This is a genomic window from Paenibacillus cookii, from assembly GCF_018333375.1.
Classification (GTDB): Bacteria; Bacillota; Bacilli; order Paenibacillales; family Paenibacillaceae; genus Paenibacillus_AQ; species Paenibacillus_AQ cookii.
Genome location: NZ_BORW01000010.1, coordinates 162,655 through 176,083, shown reverse-complemented (window position 1 = coordinate 176,083; position 13,429 = coordinate 162,655). Strand labels below are relative to the sequence as shown.

Sequence of the window (13,429 nt, the reverse complement as noted above, 5' to 3'; positions counted from 1 at the left end):
ACAGAGGTTTCCAGTACACGTCCCACGAGTATAATCGGCTCCAACTAAAGTATGGATTTATGAAAAGCATGTCTCGTGTGAGCCGATGCTTGGACAACCAACCTATTGAGCGCTTTTGGGGTACTTATAAATCGGAAAGTTATTATCTTACAAAGCACGATACCTATGAAGACGTCCTGAAAAATGTTAGCAATTATATTCGCTATTACAATAACCATCGCTATACAGAACGTTTAGAGGGTCTGTCACCCAACGAATACAGGCGAGTTGCATAAGGAAGATCCCTCAGTTCCGTTAAACAAACTGAGGGATCTAGATAAACTATTTTTGTTTTTTTACACTGTCCACTTGACAGGGGGCACTTCATTCAAAAGTGAGCTGCTCTTTTTATGAGAATAATCCAAGTCCAAGCAGGCGTATATAACGCAATACAGTTCGGGGTCTTACTAACAGGTTGAAGGGCATACTGGACAATATAAATTTTCCTACGTTTGCCTATCTGACTAAACCGAATACTTCCGCTCCCTCTCCATAACCTCCCTAATAAACTCCAGCAAATCCTCTTTCAGCTCCTCATGCTGCAGCGCATAGTGAATCGTCGTTTTGATGAATCCCAATTTTTCGCCGACGTCATGCCGTAAGCCATCAAAATGGTAGGCAAAAATCGATTCGGTTTCGCTCAGCTTGGAGAGCGCGTCCGTTAATTGGATTTCGCCGTTAACACCAACGGGCTGTTCTTCGAGGATCGTAAAAATTTGGGGCGTCAGAATATATCTTCCCATGATGGCCAAATTGGAAGGCGCCTCGGAAGGCTGTGGCTTCTCTACCAGGGCGTTTGCCTGGTATACCCGATCATCCACCCTCGTTGCATCCACAACGCCGTAGCGGGAAACCTCGGACCATTCCACGGGCTGCACGCCCACGATGGAGGATTGATGTTCATTGTAAATATCCATCATCTGTTTTAAGCAAGGAATGTCGGACTCTACGATATCGTCCCCGAGCAGAACGGCAAAAGGCTCATCGCCAATGAATTTGCGTGCGCACCAGATCGCGTGGCCCAGGCCCTTGGGCTCCTTTTGCCGAATGTAGTGGATGTCTGCCATTTCGGAGGACTTTCGGACTTCATTCAGAAGATCCCATTTCCTTTTTGCCGTCAAATTATGTTCGAGCTCGAATGAATAGTCGAAATGGTCCTCGATGGCCCGCTTGCCTTTACCGGTAACGATGATGATATCCTCAATCCCGGAAGCAACGGCTTCTTCAATGATATATTGGATGGTAGGTTTATCGACGATCGGCAGCATTTCTTTGGGCATCGCTTTGGTCGCCGGAAGAAAACGCGTCCCCAGCCCAGCGGCGGGAATGATGGCCTTACGAATTCTCATCTATATGCTCCTTATCCGGAAGTTCTATGTAATACACGGTTAAATACACGATTTATACACGATCTATTACCCTATTATATCGGACTTTACCCGAATTCGCTTGAATGTAAAAAAAGCCCCTGCTTGATCAGAGACAAATGATCAATGCAGGGGCGATATCGTTTAGATCCTTTACTTCACCAACTGCCCCCGGGTTACTCCGAGCTGATTGGTGGCTTTCAGCGTTTTCCATACCTGGGTGCCGCTGATTTCGCCGCGCAGGGCGCGGTTGTAGAGGTCGATGACCTCATGCACCTGCTCTTTCGTTTCCTCGAGGAACTCGACGCGGTAGCGCGCTACGCCCAGGTCCATGAAGTTCGTCAGGTACTCGGCGCCGGATTGCTCGATGGCGTTGTAGACCGTATTGCGGCAGCCTTCGTCCACCCGGACCGGGTGGGACATGCCGATGCGATCCTGCAGCGATACCCGGTGCGCTTCGCACGGGCGGCCGCAGTTGGTGTAGTCGGTACCTTCGCTCAGGAAGGTGCAGTATACGCAGTGCTCGGTATGGAACATCGGCAAATGCTGATGGATGACGATTTCCATCCGCGACGTGTTCGAACGCTCGAGCAGATCGACCATCTGCTGGATGTTCAGGTCGTACGACGGCGTAACGATGTCGCAGCCGGCTTCCAGGAACAGGTTCACCGCTTTATGGTTGGCGATGTTCAGCGAGAAATCGCCGATCAGCTGCGGATGTTTGGCATCCGGGTTCTGCATCCGTTCGCGCAGGTAGAAATAGAGCGCGCCGGTGTTGCGCACCAGCACGGCGTCCGGCTGGAGGCGCAGGATGTTTTTGTGGATGCCGTTCTCGATCGGCATATGGATGCGCGGCGTCACGAGCGCAATCCGCTTGCCGGCCGCATGAACGAGCTCCACCGCTTCCTTGAACTGCTTGATGAATTCGAAGTCGGCGTAGATGAATTCGATGCCGGCTTCCAGCGCAGCCTCCACCTGCGGGAGGCTGCGGCACAGCGCGGTGAGCTTCGCCTCACCGCGCGCCACCGGCGATGCGCTGCGCGCCGCATCGCCGAACACGTCCACCACCCGTTTCACGTACACGGGCGGCTTCGGGCGCTCGCCGGCGAGCAGCTCCACCGCACGGCGGCGGATGCTGTTCAGCTCGCGCATGGGCAAGATGACGTCGCCTTGCAGGTCGACGTCCAGCTTCTCCAGCTGGAACACGGTGCCGCCCAAACGGCCGAACTGCTCTTCGAGCAGCGCGTAATCCATCGGCCGTTTCTTGGCGACTTCCAGTTCCAGCTCCGAATCCACCTGGACCGTCGTGCCTTTCTGCACATCGGTCCAGATCGTCGTCAGCAGGCCGCCGGCATGGCCGAATGCTCTCACATGCACCGGAAAGACCCGGTACGGCTTATCCGTCTCGAACGTTTGACGCAGGCGTTTGTCCAGCGCCGGGTCGTTCGTTTTCCAGATGCGGTCGCCGACATGCACCTTATGCAGATCCACGTCGCTGCGGCCGGGAACGATGTCGACGATCCAGCCTTCGTCCGCCTCGCCTTCGATTTTAACGCCTTTGCGCCGCAAATCGTAAATGCGTCCGCCTTCTTCCGGCTTGGTCGGGTCCCCGGCGTCAAACACGATGCCGTCGCCGCGCTTCAGCGGCGCTTCGATTTTGCACACGACGCCGTCGCGCAGAATTTTCTCTACCCGTCCGACATATACGCCGCGGCTTTTCGGGAACGTGCCGTCTACCAGCTTTTTATTGTTCGTGCCTTCCAGGAAACCATGCGTAAACCCGCGCGAAAAGCTCTGCTGCAGCTCCCGCATCTCCTCCTTGCTTGGCTTCGTGTCGTCTCCTTCGAAGTAGCGGTCGATCGCTTTACGGTATTTGCTGACCACGTTCGCGACGTATTCCGGGCTTTTCAGGCGCCCTTCGATTTTAAACGAAGTCACCCCTGCTTCGATCAGCTCCGGCATCAAATCGATCGCCGCCAAATCCTTCGGCGAAAGCAAATACGCAACGTCGCCCATCGGCTTTTGCTCGCCGTCGACCATCAGGTCGTACGGCAGACGGCATGCCTGCGCGCATTCGCCGCGGTTCGCCGAGCGCCCGCCCCACATTTCCGAAGTCAGGCACTGACCCGAATAGGAAACGCAAAGCGCGCCGTGCACGAAAACCTCCATCGGCAGCTTCGCCTGCTCCCCGATTTTCTGAATCTGCTTCAAATTGTTTTCGCGGCCGAGAACGACCCGCTCCATGCCCCAAGGTTTCGTAAATTCGACCGCTTCCGGGGACGTGATCGTCATCTGCGTGGAGCCGTGAATCGGAAAGTCCGGGGAAATTTCGCGGATCATTTTCACGAGCCCCAGGTCTTGGACGATCACGGCGTCGACGCCCGCGTCGATGCAAGCATCGATCAGCTCTTTGGCGTCTTCCAGCTCGTTTTCGAACACCAAAATGTTAAACGTCAAAAACCCTTTTACGCCGTAGCTATGCAAAAACGACATGATTTCCGGAAGTTCGGCCATCAAAAAGTTGTTGGCGCGCGCCCGGGCGTTAAACTTCTCGACGCCAAAAAAGATCGCGTCCGCCCCGTTCGCCACCGCTGCCCGCATGCAATCCCAATCGCCGGCCGGCGCAAGCAGCTCCACATCTTCCCTGCGCAATGCTTTTGTGCTCATGTATATCCTCCCAAACCGGCTTTTGCCGGTTGCTCTAGTTTTTGTACCTGCATTTGACTACTTTTTGAGTTCATAACCTCTTCAACTTATCTAGTTTACCAGACATCCCGCAATCCATCTACTACGACCGAGCGATCAGCGGGTGGTGGATTTTGCAAACATGCACGCTATCATTTTGGTCAAAATAGAAGCCGGTCATTCGGGCCACGAAGATTATAGTCTACCGGATTCCACTCCTGCTTCCCCCTCTTCAAAAAAAACGCAAGCAGCCCCTTTGAGGAGCCGCTTGCAGCCAGTCAATGATAGATTTTATGAGTGTCTATGCCCGTTCCTTATTTCGCTTTTTCCGTAAACGCAAACGAATTCAGCGTCTGCTCCAACGCCGCTTTTTGCAGCTCGGTCGCATTGGCGTCATTGAGGGACGCGCTGATCGTGTAGACGACGTCGTCCTTTTGCAGCAAAATCTGGCGCGCGCTGTATGGGATGCCGTCCTTCACCTGGTGCACCGTGATTGAAACGGCCGGTACGCCGGCAAAGGTGATGTTTTCGGTCTTTTCGACCTTCAGGTCCTTCTGGTATTTCGCGGCCTCCGCGTAATACGCTTTGAGCTGGCTCGCCGTCGCATCCAAGGAACCCGACTTCTCGGCTGCAATCCGGAACCTTCCTCCGACAAACTGATATTCGACGGGAGATCTTTCGAATTTATCCTGGATCGCGGTCCAGTACTGCGGAATGTTGATTTTGTACCCGAACGCCTTGGACTGCTTCGTCGTCGCTTTCGTTTTGCTGATCAGGAAGGCGTCTTCCTCCATTTTGCCAAACGTGTCGGAGACGACGTCAAAATCGATCTCCATGGACTTCATCAAATCCTTGAATTTGTTCAAGTCCTCTTTGTTGGCCTCCGGCACGGCGTATTCGGCATAATAGCGGTAGCCGTTATGAAGCACCATCACTTCGTATTCCGTCATCCAGCCGTCGCCGTAGTTGTACCGGACCTCGTTGACGAGCCCCTTCTCGCCGGAAATCTCGATCGGAGTCGTGCCTACGATTTGATAAGCATCCTGCACAAAAGCCTCTTTGACCCACGTTTTCAAATCCTCACTCCACTGCTCCAGGCTTTCGCCTTTCGGCGAGGAGGAGACGTCCAGCTTCAGATAACTTCCCTTTTTGCTTTCGTAATACATATTGGCATTGTCGACGCTCCAGCCTGCAGGCACGTCCAGAGAAACGCCGTAATCGTCGTTCCCTTCGCGGCGCATGCCGTTTTGGACGGTGGAAAGGTCTTTTACCGCTTTATCATAACCGTTGTAGCCGATGCTGAACGAATCCAGGAATCCGGCATACCGTTTCAAATCTTTGTAGTTCGTTGCCTTCAGGTCGGCAAAATACACCTCGTATACCCGGCCGTTCGCGTAATAGCTGCGGTTTTCCCAGAACGTCCCGTCCCCGTCTTTGCTGATGATGCGGGCATACGGCACTTTGGCCTGCGGGAAGCTTTCCCGGTCCACCACCAGTTCGCCGGCATCCTTCGCGTCGCTGACCAGCATCTCAAGCAGCTCGTCCGCTCCGAGCTTGACGTCCTGATCGTTGGCGTGAACCTCGACGTAATAGGTGTTCTCCGCATCCCCGAACGACACGATGCTCTCATCCTGCTCCGAATCGCCCAGAAGCAGGCCGCTCGGGTAGTTCATCGACCATTGATAGTAGCTGTTGCCGATTTTCGTTTTGCCCTGATCGGTGTCGATGCCCGGATCCTCCGGTTCATCGGTATCCGACGGCGCGAGGCTGACGACAAGCGTTCCCGTGCTTCCCGGCGCCAATTCCGCTCCGATGCCTTCGGCCACCAATCTGAGCGGGGCCATCAACGTTCCCGATACCATCGCCGGCGCGGCATCCAGCTTTATTTTGCGTCCGTCGACCCAAGCGGTATGGCTCCCGATCGTCATGGAGACCGTATGCGGCCCATACATCACTTTCACGACGTTTTCGCCTTCAAGCCGTATCTGGCTGCCGAATGCGCGTTTGAACAACCCCAGCGGAACCATCAGCGTTCCGTGGTCCAAATACGGTTTTGCGATCTTTTCGTCTTTTCCGTTCAGCAAAGCCGAGGTGCTTCCGGCCTTTACCCTAAACGATAGTTTCTCCGCCGCATTGTCGGCCCACGCCGGCATCGCCGCCGAAAATACGATGCTTCCCGCCAATAACGCGGAACCCCATTTCAAAACCCCGTTTCTCTTCATCCGTGCATGTCCCTTCCCCATTAAAATTCATCTCCGGCATCGCCCGCTGCCGCTTCCCCGATGGCGTCCTCCCCGAGCTCCGCCGTCAGCACGAGCTTGCGGACCACGATATCGCCGTCGCTCTGCATCAGCAGCTTAACCGTTTGTCCAGGCATATATGCTTTGAACAATTCGTTGATGTCCACGATCGATGTGACGCGTTTGCCGTCAATGCTGTACAGGACGTCATTTTCGCGGATACCGGCCTTCTTCGCTTCTTCGGAGACGACTTTCGTGATGGTCAAAGGATCCTGCGTCGGCAGCCCCACGATCGCGGACCAGCTCTCCTCCATACTGAATCCAAGGCTTGGCCGCTTGACCTCGCCGTATTTAAACAGCTGGTTGATCACGTACTGGACCGTTTCCGACGGAATCGAAAATCCCATATTTTCAACGCCGACCGCCGAAAACTTCATGCTGTTGATGCCCAGCACTTCGCCTTTCATGTTGACGAGCGGTCCGCCGCTGTTGCCTGGATTGATCGCCGTATCGCTTTGAATCAACCGGTACGAGGCGTTAATGGCCCGGTTCAGGCCGCTGACCACGCCCACGGTTGCAGAATTGCGAAAAGAGAACGAAATCGGCGTGCCGATCGCCACGACCTTTTCCCCGACCTGGGCGCTTTGCGCCGACTTGGCGAACACGGCCGGTTTCAGGTTGGACGCATTGATTTTGATCAAGGCCAAATCGCTGATTTCATCGACGTATGTATCCGTAATTTTATACGTTTTGCCGTCCGCAGTGACAACGACGGTGCTTTGCAGTCCGTTCACGACATGGGCGTTGGTTACGATCCAGCCGTTCGACCGAATGATAACCCCCGTGCCATGCATCAAGTTGTTGCGGTCTGCCGTGGTTTGTCCTGCCGGAGCCCGGCCGATAATGCCGACGACGGACGGCGAAATGTTTTTCACGATTTGCGGAACCGGATCCGCAGCAACATTCAGCTGATTCGGCGCCGCGTTTTTTTGATTTTTGGCAGCCGCGGCTGCCTTCGCCGTTTTGGCTTTTGCAGTCCCTTGCTTCGCTGCGGTTTGCGCGCCGGCTTGAGCGGCACCGCTAAGCAGCAGCAGGCTGCAGAACAGTATCATGACCCTCTTTTTCCCCATAGGCTTCATCGTCCTCACCTAGCCTCATTTTTCTAATTTTACACATTAATGGTGCTTCTCCCCTGAACCTTAATGCCAAATGTAACACAGAATATAAAAGTGTACAATTCATCCGTAGCCCTATCTTTTAAAGGCGAAAAAGAACATATACCGACAGCGATACCGACATCTGAACGTCGCGGACGAATGCTCTGCGGTGTCGGGCGAAGCGCAGGCGTTCCCATGTATCAGCGTATAAAAAAAGACCCCTTCTACGCCCCAGGGCGCAAGGTGTCTTCGTCATGCATTGCGTAAATGTCAGCCTAGCTCAACCAGTTTTGAACCATGGCATAATCAGAAGCAAGGAAAACCAGCAAGCAAATGATGCTGAATCCGATTGCAAACTTGTTCTTGACCGGCTGTCTGATCAAACGAATGGTTCCGATCAAAATAAGCAGCGTAAACAGTATCATAAAAATATCAAAGGTGTTGAATTTGGATGCGGCTGATGCAGCAGCTTCTGCAAGCAACATGATTGGACCTCCTCTATGAACGTTCGCTCGTTTTTACATATCTCCTTACATGTTATCCTTCCGCCGGGGCAGATGCAAGACTTTCCCTTCAAAAAGCCTGCAAAAAGTTGAAATTGTCATGAATTTGCCTATTTTTGGATAACGATACCGTGAGAGGGGTACTTCAAAAGACCTGAATCTGCTTTGTCATAGTATGGGTTTATTCGTCCCAAAATATGTTCGGAACAACCAAAATAACCCCGCAAAACGGGGCTGATGGCTTCGAAGCCGATTTAAGGACTTTGCTGGAACCCCGGAATTTATCCAAATGTTATAGAAAAAGAAACCGCCGGAGTTTCCCTCCGGCGGCCATGTCTCCGCTGACTGGGAAACGAGAATCAGCTGCTAACTTTCATCGCTTCGGTGCGCGCCGTGTCCCGTTCCAATATAGGTTTAAGATATTTCCCGGTATAGGAAGCCTCAACCTGGACGATCTGCTCCGGCGTTCCCGTCGCGATGATCGTTCCGCCGCCGCTGCCGCCTTCCGGCCCGAGATCGATCAAATAATCGGCCGTTTTAATGACGTCCAGATTGTGCTCGATGACAAGCACCGATTCGCCCGAATCGACCAAACGATGCAGTACGGTCAACAAGCGGTCGATATCGTCCACGTGAAGTCCCGTCGTCGGTTCGTCAAGAATGTACATCGTCTTGCCGGTACTGCGGCGGTACAGCTCGGAAGCGAGCTTCACGCGCTGGGCTTCGCCTCCGGAAAGCGTCGTGGCCGGCTGGCCCAACGTAATGTATCCGAGGCCCACGTCAAGCAGCGTCTGCAACTTCCGGTGGATTTTCGGAATGTTTTTGAAAAACTCCGTCGCATCCTCCACCGTCATTTCCAGCACATCGGCGATGCTTTTGCCTTTGTATTTGACTTCCAGCGTTTCGCGGTTGTAGCGCTTGCCTTTGCACACTTCGCAAGGCACGTACACGTCCGGCAGGAAGTGCATTTCGATTTTGATGATGCCGTCCCCGCGGCAGGCTTCGCAGCGCCCGCCCTTGACGTTGAAGCTGAAGCGTCCCTTTTTGTATCCGCGGATTTTCGCTTCGTTCGTTTGCGCGTAAATGTCGCGGATATCGTCGAACACGCCGGTATAGGTCGCAGGGTTCGAACGCGGCGTACGCCCGATCGGAGACTGGTCGATATCGATGACCTTTTCCAAATGCTCGAGGCCCCGGATTTCCTTATGCGCCCCCGGACGCACTTTCACGGCTTTGTTCAGCTCTTTCGCAAGCGTTTTATACAAAATTTCGTTGACCAGCGTCGATTTCCCGGAGCCGGACACGCCCGTTACGGCCGTGAATACGCCGACCGGTATTTTGACGTTCAGGTTTTTCAGATTGTTTTCGCGCGCGCCGCGGATTTCCAGCCAACGGCCATCCGGTTTTCTCCGGTTCGGGTTGACGGGAATGAACTTCCGGCCGCTCAAATATTGTCCGGTCAAGGAGTTCGGATCTTCCATGATTTGCTTCGGCGTCCCTTTTGCGATGACGCGTCCGCCATGAATGCCTGCCCCCGGACCGATGTCGATGATATAATCGGCCGCGAGCATCGTATCCTCGTCATGCTCCACGACGATCAGCGTGTTGCCAAGATCCCGCATGTGCTCCAGCGTCGCGATCAGCCGGTCGTTGTCGCGCTGGTGCAGGCCGATGCTCGGCTCGTCCAAAATGTACAGAACCCCCATCAAGCTGGAGCCGATTTGGGTCGCGAGCCGGATCCGCTGAGCTTCACCGCCGGACAAGGTTCCAGCCGCGCGGCTGAGCGTGAGGTACTGCAAACCGACGTTGACAAGGAATCCCAGCCGGCTGTTGATTTCCTTCAGAATCAAATGGGCGATGGAACGTTCCTTTTCGCTCAGCTCCAGCGAATCGAACAGCTGCATCGCGTCGCCGATCGACAAGCTGGTCACGTCGGCGATATTATGCCCGCATACCGTTACCGCGAGCACTTCCTTTTTCAAACGATGCCCTTTACACACCTCGCACGGTTTGGCGCTCATGAAGTTTTCGATGAACTCGCGGATGCCGTCCGAAGCGGTTTCGCGGTAGCGGCGCTCGAGGTTCGGAATGATGCCTTCGAACACGACGTTCGCTTCCTTCCGCTGCCCGAAGTCATTTTCGTAACGGAATCGGACCTTTTCGTTGCCGGTTCCGTACAGCAGCTTGTCCATGTCCTCTTTTTTCAGCTGGCTGACCGGGACGTCCTGCGGAATGCCGTAATGCTCACATACGGAGCTGAGGAACTGCGGATAATAATTGGAGGTGCTTCCCGTCCAAGCCAGGAACGCCCCTTCTTCGATGGATTTTTCCATGTCCGGGATGAGCAGGTCCGGATCCACGATCATTTTGACGCCGAGGCCGTCGCAAGCCGTACAAGCCCCGAACGGGCTGTTGAACGAAAACATGCGCGGAGACAGCTCTTCCATGCTGAAGCCGCAAATCGGGCAGGCAAAGTTGGAGCTGAAACGCAGCTCCTCCTGGCCGATGATGTCCACGAGAATTTGACCGCCGGAAAGCTTGAGCGCCGTCTCGATCGAATCCGCAAGCCGGGCTTCGACGCCTTCCTTAATGACGATCCGGTCCACGACCACTTCGATCGTATGTTTTTTGTTTTTCTCAAGCTCGATATTTTCGGAAAGATCCCGCAGTTCCCCGTCGACGCGGACCCGCACGAAGCCTTGTTTGGCCACGTCGGCGAACAGGCTTTTATGCTCGCCCTTGCGTCCGGACACGAGCGGAGCCATCAGCTGGAGTCTCGTTTTTTCCGGGTAGGACATGATCCGGTCGACCATCTGTTCCACGGTCTGGGAGGTAATCTCGATGCCGTGCTCCGGGCAATGGGGATGCCCGATTCTCGCAAACAGCAGGCGGAGATAGTCGTAGATTTCCGTTACCGTCCCTACGGTTGACCGGGGGTTGCGGCTTGTCGTTTTTTGGTCGATGGAAATGGCCGGGGACAGGCCGTCGATCGAATCCACGTCGGGCTTCTCCATTTGGCCCAAAAATTGGCGCGCGTACGCGGACAAAGACTCCACGTAACGCCGCTGGCCTTCGGCATAAATCGTATCAAAGGCCAGGGAGGATTTACCCGATCCGCTTAATCCCGTCAGTACGACAAACTTGTCCCGCGGAATGGTAATATCGATGTTTTTCAGATTATGAGCCCGTGCGCCTTTGATGACGATATTTTCGCTTGCCAATGTTCGTTCATCTCCTTTGATCATAAAGCCGGCGTTCTTTGCGAGCTTTATGGCATGAGTTTGTTTATGATAACGCCATGATGACGTTTCTAATATCCACAAAGAGAACGACCTGCGAACCATGGCCGTTCTCTTCTCTTGTTTCAACTTGCAGTTATTCCGCCTTCAGTTCCAGCAAAGCATCGCGAAGTTCGGCGGCGCGTTCGAACTGGAGGTTTTTGGCCGCTTCCTTCATCTCCGCCTCCAGGCGCTGAATGACCGATTGGCGTTCCTTCTTCGACATTTTGCCTGCAGCGTCCGTCAAGTATTCCGCCTTCGATTCGGCGACCTTCGTCGCTTCGATGACGTCGCGGACCTTTTTGCGGATCGTCTGCGGCGTAATGCCGTGTTTCTCGTTGTATTCGATCTGCAGTGCGCGGCGGCGGGCGGTTTCCTTGATCGCCTTATCCATCGACTCGGTGATCTGATCGCCGTACATGACGACGAATCCTTCCGAGTTCCGCGCCGCGCGGCCGATCGTCTGGATCAGCGAGCGTTCGGAACGCAGGAAACCTTCCTTGTCCGCATCCAATATCGCGACTAGCGATACCTCCGGCAGATCCAAGCCTTCACGCAGCAGGTTGATGCCGATCAATACATGGAACACGCCCAGCCGGAGATCCCTCAATATCGCCATCCGCTCCAGCGTCTTGATATCGGAATGCAGGTACCGGACCTTGATGCCGATCTCCTTCAAATAATCCGTCAAATCCTCCGCCATCTTCTTCGTGAGCGTCGTCACCAGCACGCGTTCGTCGCGATCGATCCGTCCCCGGATCTCCCCGATCAGGTCGTCGATCTGCCCTTCGGTCGGGCGAACCTCGATGACCGGATCCAGCAGTCCCGTCGGACGGATGATCTGCTCGACCATGGTATCGCAATGTTCCATCTCGTACGGACCCGGCGTCGCCGACACGTATATGATCTGGTTCACCTTTTCCTCGAATTCCTCGAACTGCAGCGGACGGTTATCGAGAGCCGAAGGAAGCCGGAATCCATGATCCACCAGCACCGTCTTCCGGGCCCGGTCCCCGTTGTACATCGCCCGGATTTGGGGCAGCGTGACATGGGATTCGTCGACCACGATCAAAAAGTCGTCCGGAAAATAATCGAGCAGCGTATACGGCGTTGCGCCGCGCTCGCGGAAGGTCAAAGGACCGGAGTAATTCTCGATCCCGGAACAGAAGCCGATCTCCTTCATCATCTCGATGTCGTAACGCGTACGCTGCTCGAGCCGCTGAGCCTCCAGCAGTTTGCCTTCGGAACGGAAATATTCCAGCCGCTCCTCCAGCTCGCGTTCGATGTTTTGCAGGGCGACCCGCATCGTCTCTTCCTTCGTAACGAAGTGGGAGGCCGGGAAGATGGCCACATGCTCGCGTTCGCCGACCAGTTCTCCGGTAAGGACGTCGATCTCCGTGATCCGTTCGATCTCGTCCCCGAAGAACTCGACCCGGATGGCTCTCTCGCCGTTCGATGCCGGGAAAATTTCGAGGACGTCGCCGCGGACGCGGAACGTGCCGCGAACGAAGTTGATGTCATTGCGTTGGTACTGGATGTCGACAAGGCGGGACAAGATCTGGTTGCGCGGCTTTTCCATGCCGACGCGCAGCGACAGCAGGAGGCTGGAATATTCGGAAGGCGAACCGAGGCCGTATATGCACGACACGCTGGCCACGATGATCACGTCCCGGCGCTCGAACAGCGAGCTCGTCGCGGAGTGCCGCAGCTTGTCGATTTCCTCGTTGATGCTCGAATCTTTTTCGATATAGGTATCGGATGATGGGATATAAGCTTCCGGTTGGTAGTAATCATAGTAGCTGACAAAGTAGTCCACCGAATTGTTCGGAAAAAACTCCTTGAATTCGCTCGCCAGTTGGGCCGCCAGCGTCTTGTTGTGGGCGATCACCAGCGTCGGGCGGTTGACCTTGGCGATCGTCTGCGCGATGGTAAACGTCTTCCCCGTTCCCGTCGCCCCAAGCAAAGTCTGATGTTTTTTCCCTTGCTTAAGTCCTTCCACCAGTTCCCCGATCGCCTTGGGCTGGTCGCCCTGCGGCTTGTAGTCCGAGATCAGCTCGAACGGTTTGGTACTGACGACAATATCACTCATTGCCCAACATCACCCTTATCATCTAAAATAGATATTCTAAACTATATGTCGAGATTTCCCGATAATATGAA

At 54.5% G+C, this 13,429-nt stretch carries 8 protein-coding genes; 1 reads left to right on the top strand and 7 read right to left on the bottom strand.

All coding sequences use genetic code 11. The features are described 5' to 3' along the window. Positions 1 to 59 precede the first annotated feature (59 nt). The gene (locus KI367_RS27600; RefSeq protein WP_373316229.1) at positions 60 to 275 is read left to right on the top strand and encodes an IS3 family transposase; all 216 of its coding nucleotides are present in this window, start codon (positions 60 to 62) and stop codon (positions 273 to 275) included. Between the two features lie 228 nt (positions 276 to 503). Here the strand turns inward: KI367_RS27600 and galU are convergent, their stop codons facing one another. The 7 genes from galU to uvrB all read right to left on the bottom strand — a co-directional run bounded on the left by galU (position 504) and on the right by uvrB (position 13,358). Beyond that, positions 504 to 1,388, bottom strand: coding sequence for a UTP--glucose-1-phosphate uridylyltransferase GalU (gene galU, locus KI367_RS12185; protein ID WP_212949917.1), 885 nt, complete (start codon positions 1,386 to 1,388; stop codon positions 504 to 506). Between the two features lie 171 nt (positions 1,389 to 1,559). Next, positions 1,560 to 4,073 carry a U32 family peptidase gene (locus tag KI367_RS12180; RefSeq protein ID WP_212949915.1) on the bottom strand — a complete coding sequence of 838 codons (2,514 nt, stop codon included), beginning with the start codon at positions 4,071 to 4,073 and terminating at the stop codon, positions 1,560 to 1,562. 332 nt (positions 4,074 to 4,405) lie between these two features. After that, a complete protein-coding gene (locus tag KI367_RS12175; RefSeq protein ID WP_246536870.1) occupies positions 4,406 to 6,334 on the bottom strand; it encodes a stalk domain-containing protein in 1,929 nt (642 codons plus the stop codon). Further along, positions 6,334 to 7,470, bottom strand: coding sequence for a S1C family serine protease (locus tag KI367_RS12170; protein WP_212949914.1), 1,137 nt, complete (start codon positions 7,468 to 7,470; stop codon positions 6,334 to 6,336). The genes KI367_RS12175 and KI367_RS12170 overlap by 1 nt, the downstream gene beginning before the upstream one ends. Positions 7,471 to 7,763: 293 nt before the next feature. Continuing rightward, positions 7,764 to 7,973: a hypothetical protein gene (locus tag KI367_RS12165; RefSeq protein ID WP_036710521.1), complete on the bottom strand. Its 210-nt coding sequence runs from the start codon at positions 7,971 to 7,973 to the stop codon at positions 7,764 to 7,766. Between the two features lie 377 nt (positions 7,974 to 8,350). Next, complete coding sequence (gene uvrA, locus KI367_RS12160) at positions 8,351 to 11,212, bottom strand: excinuclease ABC subunit UvrA (RefSeq protein ID WP_212949912.1); 2,862 nt, start codon at positions 11,210 to 11,212, stop codon at positions 8,351 to 8,353. A 154-nt stretch (positions 11,213 to 11,366) separates the two neighbouring features. Continuing rightward, positions 11,367 to 13,358, bottom strand: coding sequence for an excinuclease ABC subunit UvrB (gene uvrB, locus KI367_RS12155; RefSeq protein WP_212949910.1), 1,992 nt, complete (start codon positions 13,356 to 13,358; stop codon positions 11,367 to 11,369). Between the last annotated feature and the right edge of the window lie 71 nt (positions 13,359 to 13,429).